This window comes from Caballeronia udeis, assembly GCF_001544555.2.
GTDB lineage: Bacteria > Pseudomonadota > Gammaproteobacteria > Burkholderiales > Burkholderiaceae > Caballeronia > Caballeronia udeis.
This window is the reverse complement of record NZ_FCOK02000066.1, coordinates 32,903-55,652: the sequence shown is the minus strand read 5'-3', so window position 1 is coordinate 55,652 and position 22,750 is coordinate 32,903. Positions and strand designations below refer to the sequence as shown.

The window sequence follows — 22,750 nt, the reverse complement described above, 5'->3', positions numbered from 1 at the left end:
GGGTGCATGTCCCGCCTCGACTGGCAGCTCGCTGCCAGTGCCATCAGTATCGATGAAAGCGGGACGGACTATCTATACGGGGTTGACGCAAAGCTCGTTCGACGTGCTGATGCAGACCTTCACGATCATGGGCCAGACCATCAAGGCCTACGAACTCGATAAATACGCCGACTTCGTCATCCGCCCGAACCTTGCCGCCATGAGCGGCAGCGACTTCGGCCAGCGCAATGCGGCCATTCTCGCCGGCGAGGAAGCGGTCGCCAAGATCTGGCCGGAACTGCAACGGCAAATGGCGGCGAAAGGCGCTACCGTTTGATCAGACGGTAGCGCTTCCTGCCCTCGCAAAGCCAGGCGGCTTAGCGCAACGCCTTGACGTTCGCTGCGGTTACGTCCCCCGGCTGGCCGCCCCAGCCTGAACGCAGGTAGTTGGCCAGATTCGCGAGTTCGTCGTCGCTAAGCGTGGCGGCGAATCCCGGCATTGCCTGCATGCTCTCCGTGCCCGCGAATTCGGCGGCGTCCATGCCATCGAGCATTGCGACGATCAGGTTGTGCGGATCGGCCTGACGCAGCGTCGAACTCCCTTGCATCGATACCGCCACGTGAGGTTTGCCCTCCCCCTCGCGCCCATGACACCCCGCACACACAGCAACATAGCTTGCCCGCCCGGCCGCCACTTGCGCGGCGTCGGCGGAACCCGGTTGCACCGGTGTGGGCGGAGGGGGCGCATCGCCGAGCATGTAGGTTGACAGCGCGCGCAAATCGCCCGGGCTCAGGTACTGGGTGCTCAGCATCACCACCGGATGCATCTCGCCGAACGCCGGGCCCTGGCGGCTGATTCCCGTTGCGAAGAATGTCTGCAAGTCGGGGCTGGTCCAGCCACGCGCGGCCAGCCCGGCAGGCGTGATATCCGGCGGCTCGACACGGCCAAGCGTCGAACCCTGCAGCGCCTTCGCGCCGTTCATCTGCCCGAACGCACCACGCGGCGTATGGCACTCGGCGCAGTGGCCCAGCGCATTGGCAAGATAGCGTCCGCGGTTCCAGTCAGCCGAGCTTCCCACCGACGTATCCGGCAACGTCTCCTTGAGGAACAGCATGTTCCAGAACATCACGGCAACCCGCACGTTGAACGGGAACTTCAAATCGGGCTCGTGGTTCGGTACAGCGGCCGGCTTCTGCGCCATCAGGTACGCATAGATGGCATCGCTGTCGGCGCGGGACATCGTCCGGTAAGACGTGTAGGGCATCGCCGGGTAGAGCTGCTTGTCAGGCGCCACGCCATCGTGCAGGGTCTTGTAGAAGTGCGCGGCGCTCCACTTGCCGATGCCATGCACCGGGTCAGGCGTGATGTTCGTACCATAGAAGGTACCGAAGGGAGACGCGAGCTTCACGCCGCCGGCAAACGGTGCGCTGCCGGCAATCGTGTGACAGGCGGCGCAATCGGCCGCCTTCGCCAGATAGCGGCCGCGGGCGATCTGCTCGGCGGCCGAATCATGCGTGGAAACCACCGGTTCATCAGCGCGTTCGCTGCAAGCCGACAATGCGGCGGCGCATAGCGCAAGCGCGCCGAGGCGAAGTGAAATTGCCCGGTTCATGCGGAATCCTTAACAAGTCCAGGCGTACTCAGCACAACGTCCCTGACCGCCTCGTAGTAGCGCACGTAGCCGGTGCAGCGGCAGATGTGATCATCAAGCGCTTTCGTGATCTCGTGCTCCACCAATTCCCTGGCAATCGGCTCGCGCTTCAGCCGCTCGATCAACACCGTCGCCGCATTGACGAATCCCGGCGTGCAGTAACCGCACTGGAAACTGAAGTGTTCGAGGAATTTCTGCTGCACCGGCGAGAGTTCCACCACCTCGCCGTGCTCGTTGCGTTTGGCGTGGCCTTCAATGGTCCGCACCTTTTTACCATCGAAGAAATGCGCGCCCGTGATACACGTGCGCACTTCTTCGCTCGACCCGTCCGGCTTGTCGAGAATCACCACGCACGCGTGGCAGACGCCCTGCCCGCAGCCAAGCCGCGAGCCGGTCAGGCCCACATACCCATGCAGGAAGTCGATCATCATGAGCCCGTCGGGGGTCTGGATCGGACCCGTGGCGGTACCGTTGATCGTCAGCGAAATGGGCTTCATCCGGATCAGGGGCTGGTGCAAGGCTTGGGGCGTGAGCGGCGTAGGAGTGGGGTTGGCAGCGGTCATGCGAGCGCCTCCTGAATGTTTTGCGGTGTTACGGGCAAGTCATTGAACCGATGCCCGATGGCATGCGCGATACCGTTGACGATGGCGCCGACGACCGGAATCATCACCACCTCTGCAATGCCCTTCGGCGGGTCGGTCTCGGACAACGGCGGCAACACTTCGCCGGTCTGGGCCCAGACGGCGACATCGCTTGCGCGCGGCAGGTGATAGCGGTTGAAGTTCCAGGTGCCGTTGCCGGGACCGTCTTCGTAGAGCGGCAGGTATTCATGCAGCGCGTGTCCAATGCCCATCGCCAGGCCGCCTTGCAACTGGCCTGATACGAGTTGCGGCGACAGCATGTTGCCGCACTCCATGATCGAGTGATGCGAGAGCAGGCTGACGTGGCCGCTGGCTTCGTTTACCGCGAGTTCGACCAGTGTTCCAACCGCGCTGTAGTAGGTGACCGCGGCGTTGTTACGGCTGACCGGCGCAATGAACACGCGTTTGCGATCGAGGGCGCGGTAGACAGGCAGGACGGGCGCAGCGCCTGTCCTGGCTCCGGCCTTGCCCGCGCCATGAAGCAGTGACAGACCGTCGACGGGCAAACGCTCTGTCACACCATCAATGTCGAATTCCGCCTCGCTCCACTGCCATCGATTGAACACGTGCACGACCGCGCCCGTGACGAGCCCCAGGTCATGCGCTTTGCTCGCGAGCTGTTCGAGCGGCAAAGGTTCCAGACCTGCCGCCGTCAGCTTGCCTTCCACCCAGCGCGCTTCTTCACGACGCACGACGAGCGGCGCCGCCTGACCGCCGCCTATGCCACTGCTCCATATCGCCATCGCCGCCGGCCACAAGCCGTGCGTGAAGACCACGCGTGCCGCTTCGTGCGTGCTATGCGTGAAGTAGAAAGCCGAATTCGTCGCACTCGCGGGCGATATCAACCCCGGCGACCAGCGCGGATTCGCCGACAGCTTGTCCTGCTCGCCCTGCGACATCATGTACGGGTCGCCGCTGGTCACGACCGGCAACTCGGGCCAGTCGATAATCGCCATGCGCACCTCGGCGGCCGGCTTGCCAAGCCATTTCGCGCACGCAATAGCTTGCGATGTCGACACGCCCGTCCCAATCTCGGCGCCCGTATGATGCAAGGTGATCTTGCCGTCGGCCGCAATTTCAACCTTGGCGAACGACGACTCCGCGCCCGTGCCGAAGTCCTTCTGCGTGCACGCGAAACCCACGCCATAGCGGTTGCCCGGATGCGCCAACTCATACTCCGCTTTCTTCCGCGCGCGCCCGGTCCACAGCGGGTGAACCTTGGCCTTCTGCAGCACTTCATCACCCCGAATTGCGCCGGCGGGAATCGCGCCCTGGGTATTTTTCATGCCGGAACGCAACGCGTTCTTCAACCGTAGGTCGATCGCGTCGAGCCCAAGCTGCGTTGCCATTTCATCGATCAGCATTTCGGTCGCAGCCATGGTCTGCAGCGTGCCGTAGCCGCGGGCCGAGCCGGCGTCGATGGCACGCGAAGCGATCGCCACGCCCGTCAGGTCGCTCTTGGGGAAGTAGTAGATCGACTGCGCGGCGGATGCCCCCACCATGGCCACCGATGGCGAGAAATTGCAGCGCCCGCCGCCGTCGACCTCGAACTCGACCTTGAACGACTGCAGAAGGTTGGTTTTCTTATCAATCCCGATTCGATAACGCATCTTCGATGCATGGCGTTTTATCGATGTCTGGAATTGCTCATAGCGGTCAAATGCAAGACGTACCGGCCGGCCGTCGCCATACATGGCCGCGACCAGTCCGTAGAACGGGACCGTGAAGTGATCCTTTGATCCGTAGCCGACCGTATAGACCGGATGCACGAACAGGTTCTTCACCGGGAACCGGCTCTTTGCCGCCATGCCGGCAGCGCTCTCGGCGACCTCGTGCGGCCCTTGCGTCGGCACGACCATGTGCAGCGATTGCGTCGCGGCGTCGTACCAGCAGTTCGTGTTGTCGGGTTCGAGCGCGGCGGTATCGATGGACTGCGTGCTGTAGTTGCGCTCAAGCACAAGCCAGTCCGCCGGCGGATGATTGAGTTCGCCCTGCATGCTTTGCGCGTGGAACATGCCTTGCTCGTCGAGCTTGCCGTCCTGCCGCCCCGCCGCCCACACAGGCTCGTGCTTGCGCATCGCGCTTGGGAACAGCATGGTGTCCTTCAGGCTCGAGAACGTGTCCTCGTCATACGCCGTCGATCCACCCACACGCACAAAACGGAACGTGCCCCACGGATCGCGTTCCAGCGGCCCGGTCTTCTCGCCGTAGCGGATGATTTCATCACGGAACTGAAGCTTGTCTTTGGCAAACCGGAAGCGCGCGAAATCGTGATAGATGAGCATGGCCACCGCTTGGCCAAGATACGCAGGTGTCTTGCCCGGCGGCAGCAGCATGTCGTCGCCATAGAAGGCAGGAAAAGCAAGACCGTCGCGGGCAAGTTCCGCCGCCGTGACCACCCGGTCCGGCTGAAGCTCATCGCCAAGCAAGCTCAGGTCGAAACCCTCATACGTCCGGTCGGCTTGAGTCGTGCGCAATATGAATGCGTGCGATTGCTGGTTCGGCCAGTGCGGCATGTCGGCCGCGCGCACGTCGCGCGCAAATACCTTCGAGCCGGTAACTTTCGCAATTCCGTCGATACGAAACTTCGCGCTGCCGCTGGCTGTATCCCACTGAATCGGCGTCAGGATTTTCTCTTCAAATAGCGCAGCGAATGCGCGACTGCCGAGCGGCGCAATAATGACAGTCAGTCCTGCAATTGCACTCGCCTTCAGAAAACCACGACGCGATCGGTCGAGTTCTCTCATAGTCCTCTCCTTCGGTAATCGGCTGAGTGCCTCAAGCCACGCTGATTCGAGTTGCAGTTTTTATTTTGCATTCCGAAATTATTAACTTATTCATATAACCGCTTGATCCGGTACGAGAGGATCCGATAATCGGGTATCCCGGATCGTAATCGCACTTCGGGTTCGTCAACGTGCAAGAATTTGCACCAGCCTGTTTCAACGTTTGGCTGGCTTTTTCAGACTTTGCCTTTGAGCAGAATCCTGTTACTTCAGAGCGCTCGGTATGCCCGGGAAAGGCTGGCGATTGTACGTGCGAAGCTTGCCCTCAGGCAGCGATAGGCATGTCAAGTTTTGTGCTGCGCAGGGATCGGGCTTGCGGGTGAAAACTCGTTGTGATGCCTGGCATCAATGTCACTCGGAAGCGTCCGAATAGGGTCAGGGCTAGAACGACTTTCGGGCGAAATACCCAATTGGTTGCGTGAGCGCGTGCATGAGCGCGGAACGGCGATCGTCGGGGACTACCAATGCGCACACCAAATCGCCCGGCAACAACAAAAGCCCGCCCTTTTTTGAAAGGCAGGCTTTTGTACACGACCGGTTATCAGCAACCGGTCAGATTGGCAACGACGGCTTAGTTGTCGTTGTTACCAATCGTGGCGCTGACACGCTGACGTAGATCGACGCCGTCAATCGGGAAGGTCGCTTCAACACGCCGAGCGCCCGTATACCGCTTTTCCCAATAGCTGTTGTCCATGTCGTCCACACGGATCGTGCTGCCCGTGGACGGCGAATGAACAAACTTGTTGTCGCCGATATAAATCCCGACATGCGAGAACGAGCGACGCATTGTGTTGAAAAACACGAGGTCACCCGGTTTCAACTCGCTCACGCGAACCTTCTCGCCAACTCGGCTCATCTCTTCCGCACGCCGCGGCAAGGTCATGCCCAGCGTGTCCTGGAACACGTAGCGCACGAAACCGCTGCAATCAAGACCGGAATCTGGCGTGTTGCCGCCCCAGCGATAACGCACGCCGATCATATTAAGCGCGCCGACGACTACGTCGCCCGCCTTGCTCGCCATGCCGGAAAGAAAAGAACGCGTGCCGCTGGATGGGTTGCTTGTCACATTGCCGGAGTCGGCAACGGGATAAATGTCGTTAGCTGCTTTGGTCGACGCAGATATGCCATTGCTGGCATTTTGGCTTGAATTGCTGACTTCGTCGGCGAACGCGCCAGAAGTTGCTGTCATCATCAGGCCGATCAACATGCTGGCTGCTGCTCGCGCGCATGTCTGAGTCAAAGTTAATTGCTGCATCGGTCGGTAGTTTTTGGTGAAAAAGACTGAAAAATCAGAGTCATGCGGAAAAGTTGGCTTGATACTAGCCAGATATTATTTACATGTCAAAAGGCATAGAAAAATACAATTGAGATACGCACCTAATTGGTGAAAATTAGGCCGCGATCGCCGCTTTCAGTAGCTTTCTTGTGTACTCGTGCGACGGCATCGCAAAAATATTCTCCACATCACCCGTTTCAACAACATTTCCGTTCTGCATGACCACCACCCGGTGCGCCATCGCGCCGATGACCTCCAGGTCATGGCTGATGAACACGTAACCCAGGTTGTACTTCCGTTGTATATCGGCAAGCAGACGCAAAACTTGATGCTGAATTGACACATCGAGTGCGCTGGTGGGTTCGTCGAGGATCAGAATGCGTGGTTCGAGCACCAGCGCACGAGCGATGGCAATACGCTGCCGCTGGCCGCCGGAGAACTCGTGCGGGTATCGGTTGAGCGCCGTACGGTCCATTCCGACTTCACGCAGAACGGCCACCACCTTGGCGTGGCGGGCGGCGGCATCGAGTTCCGGACGATGCAGCGCCAGCCCCTCCCCCACTATTCGCTCGATCGTCTGGCGCGGGGACAGCGAGCTATACGGGTCCTGAAACACCACTTGCATATTTGATCGCAGGACGGTTTTTTCGCGGCCACGATAGTCGCCGAGCAAGCGGCCTTGAAACTCCACCTTGCCGTGCGACGTGCGCTGCAACCCTAATAGCGCCATCGCCAGGGTGGACTTTCCGGAACCGGACTCGCCAACGATACCCAGTGTTTCACCCTGCCGCACCGTCACGGAAACACGATCCACCGCCTTGAACGCGCCGCGCCGGAACCAGCCACCCACGCCCGGCACCTTCGTGGCGAATTCCACGGACACCTCTTGCGCGTCGAGCAATACGGGCGACAGCGGCAGCACCGGCAACACCGTGCGCTCGGGCTTGCTCTCAAGCAATCGCACCGTATAAGGATGCTGCGGCGACGCGAATATGTCCTGCACCGTACCGCTTTCCACCAGCACGCCCTGCTCCATCACCGCCACACGCTGCGCGAATTTACGCACGAGGTTGAGATCGTGCGTGATCAGCAGCACAGCCATGCCGCGCGATGCGGCTTCGTCCCGTTGCAACTCCAGCAGCAATTCCACGATCTGTGCGCGGATGGTCACGTCCAGTGCGGTCGTGGGTTCATCGGCGAGCAGAAGACGCGGGCGGCATGCGAGCGCCATCGCGATCATCGCGCGCTGGCGTTGTCCGCCCGAGAGCTGATGCGCGTATCGGTCGATGCGCTTTTCCGGCTCCGTGATCCCCGTACGCGCGAGCAGATCGATCGCCCGGCGACGGGCGTCGCGAGCGGACACGCCATCGTGCAGCACGATCGTCTCCACGATCTGGTCGCCGATGGTGTACAGCGGGTTGAGCGCGGTCATCGGCTCCTGGAAGATCATCGCGATGTCAGAGCCGCGCAGCTTGCGCATTGCGGGTTCGCTTTTGGTGAGCAGTTCCTGGCCGTCAAAACGGATCGAACCGCTCAGCTCGGCATCGCGCAAAAGCCGCAGGATGGACAACGCCGTCACGCTCTTGCCCGACCCCGACTCGCCGACCAGCGCCACACGCTCGCCGGCTTCGATCTTGAGACTCACGCCATCGACGGCGAAGGTCTCACCGAAACGCACCCGCAAATCCGCGATTTCCAGCAGCGGCGCGCTCATTGACCACCTCCGGATTTGACTGCATCGGAGATACGGGTATCGAGCGCGTTACGCAGCGCGTCGCCCATGAACGTGAGCAGCAACAAGGTCGCGACCAACACGCCGAAAGTGGACAGCGAGATCCACCACGCGTCGAGATTCGCCTTGCCTTGCGCGAGCAATTCACCCAGCGACGGCGTGGGCGGCGGCACGCCCAGACCGAGAAAGTCGAGGCTGGTCAGCGCAAGGATCGCCCCGCTCATGCGAAATGGCAGGAACGTGATAACGGGCGTGAGGCTGTTCGGCAGGATGTGACGCCAGATGATCTGGGCGTTGGACAAGCCCATTGCCCGCGCCGCCCGGACGTAATCCTGCGTGCGGTTGCGCAGAAACTCGGCGCGCACATAGTCCGATAGCGCAATCCATCCGAACAACGACAACAGCACAACGAGCAGAACCAGGCTCGGCTCAAAAATAGACGCGAAAATGATCAGCAGATACAACTCCGGCAACGCACTCCATATCTCGATCAGACGCTGCCCGGCCAGGTCGGTACGGCCGCCAAAGTAACCCTGCACCGCGCCGGCCAGCAGACCGAGCACGGTGCCTATCGCCGTCAGGACCAGCGCGAAGATGACCGATACGCGAAAACCATAGAGCAACCGGGCGAACACATCGCGGCCGCGATCGTCGGTGCCGAGCCAGTTTTCACGCGATGGCGGCGCCGGGTTCGCGGCCTTCGAAAAGTAATTGAGCGTGTCGTAGTAATAGTGGTTCGGCGGATAAACAGCGAAGTTGCTGCCCTCGCTGAAACGGTCGCGAATATAGGGATCGAGGTAATCGGCGGGAGTCGGAAAATCGCCGCCGAACGTGGTCTCCGCATACGTCTTGACCAGCGGAAAATAAAGATGCCCCTGATAACGGACGACCAATGGTTTGTCATTCGACCACAGCGGTCCCGCGAGACTGATCGCGAACGCGACCACGAAAATCACCAGGCTCCAGTAGCCGAGCCGGTTGCGTTTGAAACGTCGCCAGACACGTTGGCCCGGCGTGATCGAAACCGGCACGCTGAGCGGCTGGGCGTCGCTGTCTTGAGGTGTACGGAGCAGGGAACGGTTCAACTCAGCGCTCCAGTTGTTCAAATTGAATGCGCGGATCGACCCAGACATAGCAAAGGTCGGAGATCAGCTTGGTGGCGAGGCCGATCAGCGTGAACAGATACAGCGTGCCCAGCACGACCGGATAATCGCGCCGGACGACGGACTCATAGGAAAGCAGGCCGAGGCCATCGAGTGAAAAAAGCGTTTCTATCAGCAGACTGCCCGTGAAGAATGCCGCGATGAACGCACCCGGAAAACCGACGATCAGCGGCAACAACGCGTTGCGGAACACGTGCTTCCACAACACCCGTCTCTCCGACAACCCCTTGGCCCTGGCCGTCAGCACATACTGTTTGCGGATTTCATCCAGGAACGCGTTCTTGGTCAGCATGGTGACGACCGCGAAGCTGCCGACCACCGACGCAATCACGGGCAGCGTAACGTGCCATAGATAGTCGGTTATCTTTCCGCCGAGGCTCAACGTAGCCCAGTTGTCCGACGTGAGGTTGCGCAACGGAAACAGTTGCCAGAACGAGCCGCCGCCGAACAGCACGAGCAGGAGCACGCCAAGCACGAAGCCGGGAATGGCGAAGCCGACGAGCACCAGCAAGCTGGTGGTGACATCAAACGTGGACCCGTTGCGCACCGCCTTCGTGATCCCAAGCGGCACCGATATCAGGTACGTGATAAAGAACGTCCACACGCCAATGCTGATCGACACCGGCAGCTTCGACACAATCAGCGACCACACGCTTTGATGGCGAAAATAGCTATCGCCGAGATCGAAACGGGCGAAGCGCCCGAGCATCATCCAATAGCGTTCGAGCGGCGGTTTATCGAAGCCGTAGAGCGCACGAAGTTGCGCGATCTGCTGCGCATCCACGCCCGTATGCGTGCGCATGCCGAAGCTCCTGGTTTCGGCGCGCCGCAATTCGTGCACCGCTTGCTCGACCGGTCCACCCGGCACGAACTGGATCACCGCGAACGTGAGCGTGAGGACCCCGAGCAAGGTCGGGATCATCAGCAAGATGCGTTTCAGGATGTAGCTCCACATGGGCGCGGTCCGCTTGAGTGATTGAGTGTGTGCTGTGGCTGAGTGACTTATCTGCGTGACTTGACTGCGTGGACCTACTTCGCGGCCGCAGCGGCAGGTGGCTTGAACCACCATATCGACGTGATCCAGTCTTCGGCGGTGTAATACAGCGGCAAGGTCGCCGGATGCGCGAGCGCGTTCCGATACGCCACGCGGTGCGTCGCCGAATACCAATGCGGGATCACATAGTAGCCATGCATGAGCACCCGGTCGAGCGCGTGGGTGGCATCGAGCAGTTGTTCGCGTGTCTGCGAACCGAGCAAGGTATGCACGATCGAGTCCACTGCCGGCGACTTCAGCCCGTTGATGTTATCGGAGCCCTGCTGATCCGCCGACTTGCTGCCAAAACGCGACTCCTGTTCGGTGCCTGGAATCTGCACGTCGGGCATGCGCAGGCTGGTCATGTCGAAGTCGAAGGCGTCGAGCCGCTTCTGGATCAGCGCAAAGTCGACCGTGCGGAAATTCGCGACAATCCCGAGCTTCTGCAAGTTGCGCTGGTACGTGGCGACAACAGGTTCCATCGACGACCCGCCGCCGGAGTCGTCAAGGATCTCGAACACGAACGGCTGGCCCTTCGCGTTGCGCAACGCACCGTCCCTATACGTCCAGCCCGCGTCGGCCAGCAGCTTGCGCGCCTTGATCAGGTTCGCGCGCAATGAACCGGGCGGATCGGTGTCCGGCTGCTTCACCATGTCGCCGAATACGGCAGGATCGAGTTGCGCGCGTAGCGGCGAGAGGATCGCGAGTTCGCCCGCGCTTGGCTTTCCCGTCGCTTGCAGGTCGGTGTTCGCAAAGAAGCTGTCGGTACGTGTGTACTGGTTGAAAAACAGTTGCCGGTTCAGCCACTGAAAATCGAACGCAAGATCGAGCGCCTGGCGCACGCGTACGTCCTGGAAAATCGGCCGGCGCAAGTTGATGTAAAACCCCTGCATACCCGTGCCGTTGTGATTGCGGAATTCGCTCTTGATCAACTCGCCGTTGTCGAAGCGTTTGCCGATGTCGCGACGCACCCAGTTGCGCGCAACATATTCGACCAGCGCGTCATACTCGCCGGCCTTGAACGCTTCAAGCCGCGCGACGCCATCCGAATAGAGCTTGTAGTTGATGCGCTCGAAGTTGAACGTACCCGCACGCACTGGCAATCCATTGCCCCAATACGCCGGGTCACGCTTATAGGTGATCGTGCGGCCGTTGTCGTATTGTTCGATGAGGTACGGACCGCTTGCTATCGGCTTCTGGAACGCGAGTTGATCGAAGGGAACGTGACTGCCGTCGGGCTTCATGCCCCACTTGTGCGAGAACACCGGAATCGCACCCGCGATAAACGGCATCTCCCGCGTGCGCACCCTGAAGTCGAAGCGAATGGTCAGCGGATCGAGAACCACCGCGCGTGAAATCTGGCCGAAATACACCGTATATTGCGGCGCGGCCTGCGGGCTTTTCAGCGTATCGAACGAGTATTTGACGTCCTCGGCGGTGACGGGGTCACCGTTCGAAAAATGCGCCTTGGGGTTGATGTGAAACGTGACGGAGAGGCCGTCGGGCGCGATGCTGATGTCGTCGGCGAGAAGGCCGTAGGCCGTCGATACCTCGTCAAGACTGCCCGTTGTCAAGCTCTCGAACATATAGCTGAGCCCGGGCGCCGGGTTGCCGCGCTGCGTGAACAGGTTGAATTTGTCGAAGCTTGTGAGCCGGTTCGGATTGGCCAGCACCAGCGTGCCGCCGCGGGGCGCGTCTGGATTGACGTAATCGAAGTGCTTGAAATTGGCGGGATATTTCGGCTCGCCATACTGCGCGATGGCGTACACGGCCAATGCCGCTTTCGGCACCGCAAGCCCGCCGAAGCCAATCAGCAAGCTACTAAACAGAAGACCGAGGACCCGTCGGGAGCCAGTCGCCATGAGTGCCTTTTAAAGTACCAGTGAAACGATGATCGGAAAAACAGCCTGCCGCTCAGAGCCGGCTCCGTGCTCGCTCGCGGGGCCCCAGGCGCTGCGCGCCTTAAGCGATGTGAGAGAATTCTACTAAAACCACGGTCCCGGGCATTGTAACGACGTGCGCAAGGCTTGCGCACGCTCAGTCCGGCGCATGTGCGATATCGACTTCTTAAGGAGCATTCATGGGATTTCTCGCTGGAAAACGGATTCTGCTGACCGGCTTGTTGTCAAACCGCTCGATCGCCTATGGCATTGCGGCGGCTTGTAAGCGCGAAGGCGCCGAACTCGCATTCACTTATGTGGGAGACCGCTTCAAGGACCGCATTACCGAGTTCGCGACCGAATTCGGCAGCGATCTCGTGTTTCCGTGCGACGTGGGTAGCGACGAGGAAATCGACGCCCTCTTCGTCTCGCTGAAAGAACGCTGGGACACGCTCGACGGTCTCGTGCATTCCATCGGCTTTGCGCCGCGCGAAGCGATCGCGGGAAATTTCCTCGATGGCATGACGCGCGAGAACTTCCGCATCGCCCACGATATTTCCGCTTACAGCTTCCCCGCGCTCGCCAAGGCGGCGCAATCCATGTTGTCCCCGGATGCCTCGTTGCTCACGCTGAGCTACCTTGGCGCCGAGCGCGCGATCCCGAACTACAACACGATGGGTCTGGCGAAGGCATCGCTTGAAGCCAGCGTGCGGTACTTGGCGGTGTCTCTTGGAGACACGGGCGTGCGCGTGAACGGCATCTCGGCGGGTCCGATCAAGACGCTGGCGGCGAGCGGCATCAAGGGCTTCGGCAAGATTCTCGAGTTTGTCGAGAACAACGCACCGTTGCGGCGCAATGTGACGATTGATCAGGTTGGCAATGTGGCGGCGTTTTTGTTGTCCGATCTGGCGGGTGGCGTGAGCGCCGAGATCATCCACGTCGATAGCGGCTTTAATGCCGTGGTCGGCGGGATGGGCGCACAGGCGGTCTCGGAGTAATCCCGGCAACGGCGACCCTCCCGTCCAGTCGCCGGTGAAGTCAAAAAGGCCGTCCCGCTTGCGCGCGACGGCCTTTTTAGTGCGTCCGACCAGGGTGTTTAATTGCGATAGCCGTTGTTGCCATGGTGGCCGTTGTTCCCGCCGTGTCCGTTGTTCCCGCCGTGTCCGTAATTTCCACCATGCCCGTATCCCGGACCGCCATGACCATACGACGGTCCATAGTTCGGACGGCCACCGTGGTGCCGATACCACTCGTCGCGCCCCCAATAGCGGCGACCGTCATAGTAACGGTCGCCATACCAGCCGATCACCAAGCCCGGCTGCACGTACACCGGAGCCGGTTGATAGACAACCGGCGGCGGCGGTGGCGCGTAATAAGGCTGCGGCGCCACGTAGACCGGTGCCGGAACTCCAATGTTGATCCCCAGCCGCACGTCGGCGGCGTGGGCAAAGCCGGATACCGTAGCGAGGCACAGACCGGCAATGCCAGTCAGGATCCGGATGCTTTTTGTCTTGTTCATGTAAGGCGCGCCTCTGGCCGTCATTGTTCAGGTGGAAGCGAATATAGCGGATCGCCTTCAATCCGGTACTTCAACTTTGTAAGTTGTTCTTCGGCGAGCGGGTATCGTCTGCTGGAAGCTTACTCTTTGTTACATGATGAAAAAACACGAATCGGGCGCACCGGATGGAAAACAGGCCGGCGCCGGAAAGACAAAGGCCACCCGGCTTTCGCCGGATGGCCTTTGGACCAGATGTCTGACGGGTACAGTATTGCGACCGATACTTGCCGCTGATACTTGCGGCCGATATTTAGTGCCAGCCGCGATGGTCGTATCGCGGACCACCGTGATAGCGGTACCAGTCGTTACGGTTCCAGTAGCGACGGCCGTCCCAGTAACGATCGCCGTGCCAGCCGATTACTACGACTGGCGCCGCAGCATACACCGGCGGCGGTGCGTAGACGACCGGCGGAGGCGGCGGCGCATAGACCGGTTGTGGTGCGATGTAGACCGGCGCGGGCACGCCGATATTGATCCCAAGATGCACTTGGGCCATTGCCGCGCTGGACATTCCGAGCGCCCCGATTGCAACCGCGCCGGCAAAAATGGAAGTCTTTAGTGTGTTGTTCATTTGAAGTGCACCTCAACGGAGTAGGTTCGTTGAGTAAATCTTAGCGGAACGACCCGGCCCAAATGTTTCAAGTTGGTAACTCCGAATTACGGCCGCCAACAGGGTGTGACACAACATTTCTTTAGCTGGGTGCCCTCTCGTGCCAGGACGCTGCTTGGCTTGCGCACGCCGCAAGGGATGGAATGTACGCTGATAGAATTGCACCACTACCGCACTTAGGTCCATCAATCACCGTAGCCCGAATGACGTTCGCAACGTGCCGGCGAGGTTTCCACCTCCCGCCAGGCTCTCGCGGGCGTGTTCGGGCTTCTGATTCATCCATGCATATCCGTCATCGCCTCGCCGTGGTCTGCGGCACCACCCTTATATTCCTGCTGATGCTGGTCGCTAACGAATGGATCTTCAGCCATTCGGAGTTCGTGCGCGGCATCAACTGGATCTACCTGCCTGCCGGCATACGCCTGCTCTGCACGCTGTTATTCGGCGGGCTGGGTGCGATCGGGATACTCATCGCGTCCTGGATCAGTTGTTTCTTTTATTATTTCCCGAACGATCCGGTTCGCGCGGCATTCGGCGGCATTATCTCGGCGCTCGCGCCGTATCTCGTGTATCTCTTCGCCACGCGCAAACTTGGACTCAGCGCGTCGCTCGTGAATCTCACGGCTGGACGTCTGTTAGTCCTCATCGTGCTCTATTCCCTCGCAGGCCCGGCAATGCTGCAAGCGTGGTGTGCATTGAGCGGCGATACCACCAATCTCGGCGCGCGTTTTATCGTGATGTTCATCGGGGACCTGACCGGTACGCTCATGATCATCTACACGCTCAAGCTGGGTCTCTGGTTTGTCACCCGCATGCATGCGTCCATGCATCGGGCATCGCGCTCGCGTTGAAACCGCACGGCTTGGTCGAAAGCGCACCGCCGTTACCGCGTAGCGATAGCTCCTTTATCAAGCCGCCAAATGTGTTCAATCGGCTACGTTGCCCCGCTTCCTGCCGCAGGGCAACGCGCTCTTTTTTAATCTCTCTCAGGTCTAGTAGCGCATCACTTTCTTACGCCGATACGCACCCCGTTTCGTGAATCGTAACATTTAATTATCAAACTGATAAGGGTTTGGGAGGCCGTTTACTGGCCGATGCTATGATTCACGGATGCATTTCGAGTCCGCCGCCATGGCAAAAAAACACCTTGTCGACACCTATTTCCGCTTCCTGAACCTCGCTCAGGCAGTACAGGCATTGCCATCCTTTCCGAAACTCGATGCCGCCGAAGAACGGCTGCTCGAGGCGCTGACGGCGGCCTGGCACGCGGGGCGTACGCTGAGCGTGACGGAGACAATGGCGCTATCGGTCGCGGGCGCGCCGGCGACGGTGCATCGGAAACTGGCGCGGCTAAGGCAGGAAGGACTGGTCTCGGTCGACGAATCGAGTACGGATCTGCGCGCGAAGACCGTCGTACCCACGCGCAAGGCACTCGACTATTTCGAAAAGCTGGCGGCGTGTCTCGAGGAAGCCAAGCGGAAGTAGACAGGTCGGCGAGCGCAACGTGCATCAAAGCCACAGTGAATTCCGAACTGCTTGAACGCGCGATGCAGCCAAGACCCGCGCTGACGCGAGATCCATATCCCGCCTGATCCATGCAACCGCGAGCGCTCTGCCCGCGATGAGACAATGGCTGAATTTTAGAGAGGCACACCATGATTGATGGCCTGGTTTCGGGACGTCTCTACGGCACGGCGCAAGTGCGCACGGGTCAGCACGGCACGCACTTCGTGACATGCCGGGTTCGCGCCTCGGCCGGTGACGGCGAGAGCCTGTTCGTGAACGTGATCGCCTTCGACGATACCGTCAAGGACGCGCTTCAGGCGCTGGATGATGGCGACAGCGTATCGCTTGCCGGCGCACTCACGCCAAAGACCTGGATCGACAAGCAAGGTAACGCAAAACCGGCGCTGGACATGGTAGTGCATGCGGTGCTGACTGCCTACCATGTGCAACGCAAACGTCGCGTTATACGCGGTGAAGCGGGACAAACGGACCTGCACGGCTCCGACGATCTGGACGACGAAGTCTGAGTTCGCCCTGGCGCTCGCGACGGCTTGCCGGCCGCGCGAAGCGCCCCCGCATGATCGAAGAAAAACCGGTAGCTCCTCGGGCTGCCGCATCCGTCAGACATTCAACGCCTGAATCAACGGATGATCACAGTAGATCCGGTTCTCGTAAACCTGGCCGTTGCTGTGCCGGACGCAATCCACGCCTTCGAAGCGCAACGGCGCATCACCGTGTGTGCCCGTGGCAATCCAGCGGATGAAGACCGTATCGCCACGGCTCGCGTGATCGGCGACTTCCAGCCTGAAATCCGGAACGTGACGCAGCAGTTCATGCAGCGGCCGCACATAGGCCTCCACGCCCTTCAAGGGCGCCTGCAGACCCGGCCAATATCCCTCAATATCCGCCGCCAGCTCATCGCTCGGCCGGCCGAAGTCCGGCGCGGCCCAGAACGCAGCGTACTTCTCCACGCACCATGCCGGGCCCATCAGCGTGCTGTCGAGAAAACCGGTAACGCCCGCAAACCGTCCATCGATGGAAAATTCGCCGACGTCCGTCCCGCTCGCCAGTTGCCGGCCGCCGGCATCGACCAGACGCCAACTGAAGCGGACCATTTTCCCCGTCGCATCGATCCCGCCAACACGCTCGAACCTCAACCCCGGCATCTGCGCCTGGAATGCACCGATCATCTCGGCGAAACCTTTCGGGCCCGTGCTGCTCATCATTGGATCCGTGTAATGGGCGCCGTCGATCAAAACCAGCTCTGCGAGAGCGCTGCGGCGCGCAGAATTCGTCTCGTTCCATGTATCGATATAACGGCCCACCAGAACGTCATGCTCAGTCATGATTCCCTCCTTCGATAATCTTTGAGGCTGTATGGCCGGACTGGATTAGCGCGGCCTGGGAGCAATAATCGGGACAAGCATGTCGTGCGTCGATTACCTGGCAGGTAATGGAGCAGCGTGCGCCGGTTTGATAAGGTAACGACCATGAACACACTGACTGCGACGGCTGTTGCTATAGGCCCAATGATCCGGCACTGGCGCGAAAGACGCCGCATGAGCCAGCTTTATCTGGCCAGCGAAGCGGAGATCTCGAGCCGGCACCTGAGTTTTATCGAAACGGGACGCGCCGCGCCGAGCCGCGCGATGGTGCTGCGGCTCGCGGAGTATCTCGAGGTTCCACTGCGCGAACGTAACGAGTTGCTGACCGCGGCAGGGTTCGCGCCGGTGTTCCAGGAACGCTCACTCACTGATCAATCGATGCAGCCCGCGCGAACCGCAGTCGAGCAGATCTTGAAGGGGCACGAGCCGTATCCGGCACTGGCCATAGACCGGCATTGGAACCTGGTGTCGGCTAATGGTGCTGTGGCTGCGCTTATTGCCGAGGCCGATCCGTCGTTGCTGGAAGCGCCGGTGAATGTGTTGCGGTTGAGTCTGCATCCGCAGGGGCTGGCGTCGAAGATCGTGAATCTCGGGCAATGGCGCGCGCATTTGCTTGAACGGCTGGAGCGTCAGATCGCACTCACGGCCGATCCGCAACTGGGCGCATTGCGTGACGAGTTGAAGCGTTATCCGGGGGAATCCGATCACGATGACGCACGGGAATCTTCTATCGTGATCCCGTTTGTGTTGAACACCGCTGCGGGGAAATTATCGTTCATCAGTACAACGATGATATTCGGCACGCCGGTCGATATCACGTTGTCCGAGCTGGCAATCGAGCTGTTTTTCCCGGCAGATGAAGCGACTGTGGCAGCGTTCAGGCGTTGAGATGTGACTGCGCCCAAAAAAACAAAAACCCCGTAGGTCGTTAGACCTACGGGGCTTTGCATTCTTCTGGCGGAGACGGAGGGATTCGAACCCTCGATCCAGGTTTTAGCCCAGATGCTCCCTTAGCAGGGGAGTACCTTCAACCTCTCGGCCACGTCTCCTGCACTTTTTGTCACGCGGGAGTCAGCGCGACGAAGCCAAGATGATAGCGGGTTAGCCGCCGCGGGTCAATTTCGTGAGACAAAATTTTTCATCTCGTGAATTGCGTCGAACAGCGTTTTGCGGCAAGTTTCGCCGCTTGTTGCGACTACCGCAAAAAAACCGCGCTGGAAGACGCCGATTTGCGCAGCTTTCTCTATCACCCCGGTGACACGCGTGGTCATGCCTGATCTTCAGCCGCGATCAAGTTCGAACACCTTATGCAGCGCGCGCACGGCGAGCTCGGTATATTTTTCGTCGATAAGCACCGAGATCTTGATCTCCGATGTCGAGATCATCTGGATATTGATGCCCTCTTCCGCCAGCGTACGGAACATCGTGCTCGCAATACCCACGTGCGAGCGCATGCCCACGCCGACCACCGACACCTTCGACACCTTCGGATCGCCCCGCACCTGTTCGGCCTTCACATGCGCCTGAACCTTGCTCGTCAGGATCTCCATGGCGTGCGCGTAATCGCCGCGGCCAACCGTGAACGTGAAGTCGGTCTTGCCGTCCACGCTCGTGTTCTGGATGATCATGTCGATGTCGATATTCGCATCGGCCACCGGCCCGAGGATCTGGTACGCAATGCCCGGCTTGTCGGGCACGCCCATCACGGCAATGCGCGCTTCGTCGCGCTGAAATGCGATGCCCGAGATAACAGCTTTTTCCATGGTCTCGTCTTCTTCAAAAGTAATCAGGGTGCCCGAGCGCATTTCGGTTTCGAGCGGAATCAACGGGTCCGTCAGACTCGACAACACGCGCGTCTTGACCTGATATTTGCCGGCGAATTCCACCGAGCGGATCTGCAGCACCTTCGACCCGAGGCTCGCCATTTCCAGCATCTCTTCGAACGTCACGCGGTCCAGCCGGCGCGCTTCTTCGACCACTCGCGGGTCCGTGGTGTAGACACCGTCGACATCGGTATAGATCAGGCATTCGTCCGCCTTCAACGCCGCCGCAATCGCCACCGCCGACGTGTCCGAACCGCCGCGTCCCAGCGTGGCAATATGCCCGTCCGGATCGACGCCCTGGAAGCCCGTGACCACCACGACCTTGCCTGCGTCGAGATCGGCCAGCACGCGCGTGCCGTCGATGTCGTTGATGCGTGCTTTCGTGAACGCACTGTCGGTCTTGATCGGCACTTGCCAGCCGGCATAGCTGACTGCTTCCAGACCTTCGGCTTGCAACGCAATCGCGAGCAGGCCCACGCTGACTTGTTCGCCGGTGGAGGCGATCATGTCGAGTTCGCGCGGGTCGGGGTGTGCGGTGATTTCGCGCGCGAGGCCGAGCAGGCGATTCGTTTCGCCGGACATGGCCGACGGGACGACGACCATCTTGTGGCCGGCCTTGTGCCATTTCGCGACGCGCTTGGCGACGTTCTTGATGCGCTCGACCGAGCCCATCGAAGTGCCGCCGTATTTATGTACGATGAGTGCCATTGTCGTTTTGAACAGGAGGAAAAGCCGCGCTGGCGCGCCGTTTTTGATGCGCCGCGTACTGCACGTGCTGCACGTGTTTCACGTGTTTCACGTATTGCATCAGAAGCCGCTTGACGAAAACACAAGCAACGCCCTGGATCGGTGCGATCGACGACTTAAGCGTGACGACGAAACGCGGAGGCCGCGCGCGCAAGGTTGACTCGCGCGAAAATGCAATTCTGGCGGCTGAAAACGCGTCTTCTGGACGGAAAAGCTGCTTGAAAAGCGTTGCGGGAAACCCGTAAACGTACCCGATCGAGGCCTAAAACACAAGCCGGAACGGGCGATTCGACTGTTCGCGAGCCGCCCGCAGGCGTTCCGCAAGAAAAATAGACCGGGATTTGTTTGCGCCCACGAAACGATGAAAAATCGGGGCAGATTGAGTTTCGCACAGCAGAGCGGGCTCAGATGCAGCGCCCGCGCGCCCCGGCTAGTCATTCAGGCAATGACCAAATCCGGCTGCCACTCGATCCGCCTATACCTGAGCTCGCTGAGCTCCCCGCCCTCTTCGCTCACTTCAGCGCACGCGCGATTGACGCCAATGCACGGCACGAACAGCAGGGTCTCGCCTAGAAACACTAGCGGGACGTCGCGTTTCCAGCCCGGCACCCCGCGCTCCTGGAAAAGGTTTTTCAGGGTCCTGCCCGGTCCGTCCGCGCTCAGGCGCAAACGCTCGCCGCCCGCGCGCGAACGCGCGCAAAGCGGCGCGGCGCGCAGCGTGGCTTCGGAAATCGCGTCCTCATCGCCCGGTGCCGCTGGTTTGAACACAAACGTCCCCCGCCAATGCGGCAGGCGCCAGATACTTTCGCCATCCCAGTTCAGCACGCTCGCCATGCGCGCGGGATTTGCCCCGTCGTCGAGATCGGCGGGGTCCGCACTATCGCCCTTTTCCCAGAAGATCGCGTCGCGATACGCCCGCAGGCAAAACCCCGCATGATCGATACGCAACGCGTGGCCGTCGCGGGAAACGGCGGCATCGCGCAACTGCCGCAGCACCTCGCCAATACGCGCCGCCGATGCCGCCTGCAGCCCGAGCGAACGCATCCAGTAACGCAGCAGGTTGATCGCGCGTTCGTCGTCGAAAGCGAGTACCGCCGATAAACTCAACGCGCCCTCGTCGTCACCTTGCGCCGACGCCATATCAATGCGCGCGAGTTCATCGAGCAGCCTTTGCGCCGATGCCGCATGCGACGCGGTCCGGGCAAGCGCATCCCGGAAACCGGGGAAATGCACGGCGAGCGCAGGCAGCACGTCATGGCGCAGCGCGTTGCGGGCATAGCGGGTATCGGCGTTGGATTCGTCGTCGATCCAGCGCAGATCGCGTTCATGCGCGTAATGCTCGAGTTGTGCGCGCAACAGATGCAATAACGGCCGCACCCGCGGCGTGGATGCGCCATCGGCACGTTGCGGCGCCATCGCGGCAAGACCTGCCACGCCCGCGCCGCGCAGCAATTGCAGCAACACGGTTTCCGCCTGATCGTCGGCGTGATGGGCGAGCCAAAGCGCGCTTGCACCGTGCTCGGCGCACAGCGCGTCGAGCGCGCGATAACGCGCATCCCGTGCCGCTGCCTCCAGGCTCTCACCGCCTTCGCGCACCACATCAACCTGACGCGACGCGAACCGGACACCCAGCACTTGCGCGAACGCATGACAATGCGCGGCCCAGGCATCGGCGTTTGGACTCAAGCCATGATGAATATGCAACGCGATAACACGCGTTTGGCCCGCGCATCGGACCGCTGCGTCGAGCAACGCGGTCGAGTCGAGACCACCGCTGAGCGCAACGGCGATGAGGGTATGAGGAGAGGCCGGCACCTCGGCAAACGCCACACGCACCGCATCGATCACGAGGCGGCTGGCGGGAGTGTCGGTGTCGGATGTCACGGAAGTCGGCTTGTTAAGTTGCCTTCAAGGCAGCCTGTCAGAGCAAGCTGCAGGGAGGGAACCGTGAGCGCCACGCTCAAGCTTCAAGCACCCGGCAGGTTTTCCTTGAACTTGCCGTACGCCATCAGCTTGTCGAAGCGGCGCGCGCGAACGTCGAGTGCGTTCATGCCATGGAACTGGCGCAGCGTATCGGCCAATGCACGGCGCAGCAACGCGGCCATGCCTTTCGGATCGCGATGCGCACCGCCCAGCGGTTCGTTGACGATCTTGTCGATCAGACCCAACGCCTTCAGCCGGTGCGCCGTCAAACCCAGCGCTTCGGCCGCTTCCGGTGCCTTCGCCGCGCTCTTCCACAAAATGGACGCACAGCCCTCAGGCGAAATCACCGAATAAGTGGCGAATTGCAGCATCAGTACGCTGTCGGCAACGGCAATAGCCAGTGCACCGCCCGAGCCGCCCTCGCCGATAATGGTTGCGATAATCGGCGTCTTCAGTTCGGCCATCACATATAGATTACGGCCGATTGCTTCCGATTGCCCACGTTCCTCTGCCCCAATACCAGGGTATGCACCCGGAGTATCGATGAACGTAAAGATCGGCAAGCCGAATTTTTCCGCCAGACGCATGAGCCGCTCGGCCTTCCGATACCCCTCCGGGCGCGGCATACCAAAATTGCGCGCCGCACGCTCTTTCGTGTCGCGGCCCTTCTGCTGGCCGATCACCATGCAGGGCTGGCCGTTGAACCGCGCCAGACCGCCGACAATAGCCAGGTCGTCCGCATAAGAGCGGTCGCCGTGGAGCTCGTGGAAGTCGGTGAAAAGCTCGTTCACGTAGTCGAGCGTATAAGGGCGCTGCGGATGGCGCGCGATCTGCGAAACCTGCCATGGAGTCAGGTTTGCATAGAGATCTTTGGTGAGTTGCTGGCTCTTCTTCGACAGCCGCTCGATTTCTTCCGAAATATCGACAGCGGAATCGTCCTGAACGAAGCGCAATTCTTCGATCTTCGCTTCGAGTTCAGCGATCGGCTGTTCGAAATCCAGAAACGTGGTCTTCATATGTTCGAATCCTAGAGCATCGGGCAGCGCGTATTCTAAC

The 22,750-nt window shown here is 60.5% G+C and carries 20 protein-coding genes, 1 tRNA gene and 1 pseudogene; 6 read left to right on the top strand and 16 right to left on the bottom strand.

Features of this window, described 5'->3' with window-relative positions; translation table 11 throughout:
• A pseudogene (locus AWB69_RS33700) lies at positions 1 to 316 on the top strand (hypothetical protein); the annotation flags it as partial.
• A gap of 40 nt (positions 317 to 356) precedes the next feature.
• On the opposite strand, the gene AWB69_RS33695 reads toward AWB69_RS33700, so the two are convergent.
• The 8 genes from AWB69_RS33695 to AWB69_RS33660 form a co-directional block, all read right to left on the bottom strand.
• Positions 357 to 1,592, bottom strand: a complete 1,236-nt coding sequence (locus tag AWB69_RS33695) for a c-type cytochrome (RefSeq protein ID WP_062091140.1) — start codon at positions 1,590 to 1,592, stop codon at positions 357 to 359.
• Entirely contained in the window at positions 1,589 to 2,194 is a 606-nt protein-coding gene (locus tag AWB69_RS33690; RefSeq protein WP_075644040.1) for a (2Fe-2S)-binding protein, read from the bottom strand. Before AWB69_RS33690 ends, AWB69_RS33695 begins: the two co-directional genes overlap by 4 nt.
• The gene (locus tag AWB69_RS33685) at positions 2,191 to 5,019 is read right to left on the bottom strand and encodes a xanthine dehydrogenase family protein molybdopterin-binding subunit (RefSeq protein ID WP_062091139.1); all 2,829 of its coding nucleotides are present in this window, start codon (positions 5,017 to 5,019) and stop codon (positions 2,191 to 2,193) included. The genes AWB69_RS33690 and AWB69_RS33685 overlap by 4 nt, the downstream gene beginning before the upstream one ends.
• Positions 5,020 to 5,629: 610 nt before the next feature.
• Complete coding sequence (locus AWB69_RS33680; protein WP_404613931.1) at positions 5,630 to 6,265, bottom strand: C40 family peptidase; 636 nt, start codon at positions 6,263 to 6,265, stop codon at positions 5,630 to 5,632.
• 184 nt (positions 6,266 to 6,449) lie between these two features.
• On the bottom strand, positions 6,450 to 8,048 hold the full coding sequence (locus AWB69_RS33675) for an ABC transporter ATP-binding protein (protein WP_062091137.1): 1,599 nt from the start codon (positions 8,046 to 8,048) through the stop codon (positions 6,450 to 6,452).
• The gene (locus AWB69_RS33670; RefSeq protein ID WP_082913702.1) at positions 8,045 to 9,199 is read right to left on the bottom strand and encodes an ABC transporter permease; all 1,155 of its coding nucleotides are present in this window, start codon (positions 9,197 to 9,199) and stop codon (positions 8,045 to 8,047) included. The genes AWB69_RS33675 and AWB69_RS33670 overlap by 4 nt, the downstream gene beginning before the upstream one ends.
• Complete coding sequence (locus AWB69_RS33665; protein ID WP_062091135.1) at positions 9,153 to 10,184, bottom strand: microcin C ABC transporter permease YejB; 1,032 nt, start codon at positions 10,182 to 10,184, stop codon at positions 9,153 to 9,155. Before AWB69_RS33665 ends, AWB69_RS33670 begins: the two co-directional genes overlap by 47 nt.
• 74 nt (positions 10,185 to 10,258) lie before the next feature.
• Positions 10,259 to 12,124, bottom strand: coding sequence for an extracellular solute-binding protein (locus AWB69_RS33660; RefSeq protein WP_082913701.1), 1,866 nt, complete (start codon positions 12,122 to 12,124; stop codon positions 10,259 to 10,261).
• Between the two features lie 218 nt (positions 12,125 to 12,342).
• Here AWB69_RS33660 and fabI point away from each other — a divergent pair, with 218 nt between their 5' ends.
• Positions 12,343 to 13,140, top strand: a complete 798-nt coding sequence (gene fabI, locus AWB69_RS33655; RefSeq protein WP_062091134.1) for an enoyl-ACP reductase FabI — start codon at positions 12,343 to 12,345, stop codon at positions 13,138 to 13,140.
• 98 nt (positions 13,141 to 13,238) lie between these two features.
• On the opposite strand, the gene AWB69_RS33650 is transcribed toward fabI, so the two are convergent.
• Both AWB69_RS33650 and AWB69_RS33645 read right to left on the bottom strand, forming a co-directional pair.
• Positions 13,239 to 13,661, bottom strand: coding sequence for a hypothetical protein (locus tag AWB69_RS33650; protein ID WP_062091147.1), 423 nt, complete (start codon positions 13,659 to 13,661; stop codon positions 13,239 to 13,241).
• A gap of 289 nt (positions 13,662 to 13,950) precedes the next feature.
• Positions 13,951 to 14,271, bottom strand: coding sequence for a hypothetical protein (locus AWB69_RS33645; RefSeq protein WP_062091133.1), 321 nt, complete (start codon positions 14,269 to 14,271; stop codon positions 13,951 to 13,953).
• 320 nt (positions 14,272 to 14,591) lie between these two features.
• Between AWB69_RS33645 and AWB69_RS33640 the strand changes: the two genes are divergently transcribed.
• The 3 genes from AWB69_RS33640 (at position 14,592) to AWB69_RS33630 (ending at position 16,343) form a co-directional block, all read left to right on the top strand.
• The gene (locus AWB69_RS33640; RefSeq protein ID WP_062091132.1) at positions 14,592 to 15,161 is read left to right on the top strand and encodes a hypothetical protein; all 570 of its coding nucleotides are present in this window, start codon (positions 14,592 to 14,594) and stop codon (positions 15,159 to 15,161) included.
• Between the two features lie 280 nt (positions 15,162 to 15,441).
• Complete coding sequence (locus AWB69_RS33635; RefSeq protein ID WP_063977966.1) at positions 15,442 to 15,795, top strand: helix-turn-helix domain-containing protein; 354 nt, start codon at positions 15,442 to 15,444, stop codon at positions 15,793 to 15,795.
• Between the two features lie 170 nt (positions 15,796 to 15,965).
• The gene (locus AWB69_RS33630; protein WP_062091130.1) at positions 15,966 to 16,343 is read left to right on the top strand and encodes a single-stranded DNA-binding protein; all 378 of its coding nucleotides are present in this window, start codon (positions 15,966 to 15,968) and stop codon (positions 16,341 to 16,343) included.
• Between the two features lie 93 nt (positions 16,344 to 16,436).
• Here AWB69_RS33630 and AWB69_RS33625 read toward each other — a convergent pair whose 3' ends face one another.
• Complete coding sequence (locus tag AWB69_RS33625) at positions 16,437 to 17,162, bottom strand: ester cyclase (protein WP_062091129.1); 726 nt, start codon at positions 17,160 to 17,162, stop codon at positions 16,437 to 16,439.
• A 144-nt stretch (positions 17,163 to 17,306) separates the two neighbouring features.
• On the opposite strand from AWB69_RS33625, the gene AWB69_RS33620 reads away from it, so the two are divergent.
• A complete protein-coding gene (locus AWB69_RS33620; RefSeq protein WP_062091128.1) occupies positions 17,307 to 18,089 on the top strand; it encodes a helix-turn-helix domain-containing protein in 783 nt (260 codons plus the stop codon).
• A 67-nt stretch (positions 18,090 to 18,156) separates the two neighbouring features.
• On the opposite strand, the gene AWB69_RS33615 is transcribed toward AWB69_RS33620, so the two are convergent.
• The 5 genes from AWB69_RS33615 to AWB69_RS33600 all read right to left on the bottom strand — a co-directional run bounded on the left by AWB69_RS33615 (position 18,157) and on the right by AWB69_RS33600 (position 22,710).
• Positions 18,157 to 18,250, bottom strand: a tRNA-Ser gene (locus AWB69_RS33615).
• Between the two features lie 66 nt (positions 18,251 to 18,316).
• Positions 18,317 to 18,472 (bottom strand): hypothetical protein, encoded by a 156-nt coding sequence (locus AWB69_RS48135; protein WP_156529054.1) that lies wholly within the window; start codon positions 18,470 to 18,472, stop codon positions 18,317 to 18,319.
• A 9-nt stretch (positions 18,473 to 18,481) separates the two neighbouring features.
• Positions 18,482 to 19,732, bottom strand: a complete 1,251-nt coding sequence (locus AWB69_RS33610; protein WP_062091127.1) for an aspartate kinase — start codon at positions 19,730 to 19,732, stop codon at positions 18,482 to 18,484.
• A 477-nt stretch (positions 19,733 to 20,209) separates the two neighbouring features.
• Positions 20,210 to 21,655, bottom strand: coding sequence for a tRNA lysidine(34) synthetase TilS (tilS, locus tag AWB69_RS33605; RefSeq protein ID WP_062091126.1), 1,446 nt, complete (start codon positions 21,653 to 21,655; stop codon positions 20,210 to 20,212).
• A gap of 83 nt (positions 21,656 to 21,738) precedes the next feature.
• Positions 21,739 to 22,710 carry an acetyl-CoA carboxylase carboxyltransferase subunit alpha gene (locus tag AWB69_RS33600; RefSeq protein ID WP_062091125.1) on the bottom strand — a complete coding sequence of 324 codons (972 nt, stop codon included), beginning with the start codon at positions 22,708 to 22,710 and terminating at the stop codon, positions 21,739 to 21,741.
• Positions 22,711 to 22,750 lie beyond the last annotated feature (40 nt).

Bases quoted from the DNA above. Each gene is read 5' to 3' on its own strand.
- AWB69_RS33690 (WP_075644040.1), bottom strand. From the start codon at position 2,194: ATGACCGCTGCCAACCCCACTCCTACGCCGCTCACGCCCCAAGCCTTG.
- AWB69_RS33600 (WP_062091125.1), bottom strand. From the start codon at position 22,710: ATGAAGACCACGTTTCTGGATTTCGAACAGCCGATCGCTGAACTCGAA.
- AWB69_RS33625 (WP_062091129.1), bottom strand. From the start codon at position 17,162: ATGACTGAGCATGACGTTCTGGTGGGCCGTTATATCGATACATGGAAC.
- AWB69_RS33620 (WP_062091128.1), top strand. From the start codon at position 17,307: ATGAACACACTGACTGCGACGGCTGTTGCTATAGGCCCAATGATCCGG.
- AWB69_RS33630 (WP_062091130.1), top strand. From the start codon at position 15,966: ATGATTGATGGCCTGGTTTCGGGACGTCTCTACGGCACGGCGCAAGTG.
- fabI (WP_062091134.1), top strand. From the start codon at position 12,343: ATGGGATTTCTCGCTGGAAAACGGATTCTGCTGACCGGCTTGTTGTCA.
- AWB69_RS33665 (WP_062091135.1), bottom strand. From the start codon at position 10,184: ATGTGGAGCTACATCCTGAAACGCATCTTGCTGATGATCCCGACCTTG.
- AWB69_RS33680 (WP_404613931.1), bottom strand. From the start codon at position 6,265: ATGTTGATCGGCCTGATGATGACAGCAACTTCTGGCGCGTTCGCCGAC.
- AWB69_RS33640 (WP_062091132.1), top strand. From the start codon at position 14,592: ATGCATATCCGTCATCGCCTCGCCGTGGTCTGCGGCACCACCCTTATA.
- AWB69_RS33635 (WP_063977966.1), top strand. From the start codon at position 15,442: ATGGCAAAAAAACACCTTGTCGACACCTATTTCCGCTTCCTGAACCTC.
- AWB69_RS33675 (WP_062091137.1), bottom strand. From the start codon at position 8,048: ATGAGCGCGCCGCTGCTGGAAATCGCGGATTTGCGGGTGCGTTTCGGT.
- AWB69_RS33695 (WP_062091140.1), bottom strand. From the start codon at position 1,592: ATGAACCGGGCAATTTCACTTCGCCTCGGCGCGCTTGCGCTATGCGCC.
- AWB69_RS33650 (WP_062091147.1), bottom strand. From the start codon at position 13,661: ATGAACAAGACAAAAAGCATCCGGATCCTGACTGGCATTGCCGGTCTG.
- AWB69_RS33610 (WP_062091127.1), bottom strand. From the start codon at position 19,732: ATGGCACTCATCGTACATAAATACGGCGGCACTTCGATGGGCTCGGTC.
- AWB69_RS33670 (WP_082913702.1), bottom strand. From the start codon at position 9,199: ATGTCTGGGTCGATCCGCGCATTCAATTTGAACAACTGGAGCGCTGAG.
- AWB69_RS33685 (WP_062091139.1), bottom strand. From the start codon at position 5,019: ATGAGAGAACTCGACCGATCGCGTCGTGGTTTTCTGAAGGCGAGTGCA.
- AWB69_RS33645 (WP_062091133.1), bottom strand. From the start codon at position 14,271: ATGAACAACACACTAAAGACTTCCATTTTTGCCGGCGCGGTTGCAATC.
- AWB69_RS48135 (WP_156529054.1), bottom strand. From the start codon at position 18,472: ATGACCACGCGTGTCACCGGGGTGATAGAGAAAGCTGCGCAAATCGGC.
- AWB69_RS33660 (WP_082913701.1), bottom strand. From the start codon at position 12,124: ATGGCGACTGGCTCCCGACGGGTCCTCGGTCTTCTGTTTAGTAGCTTG.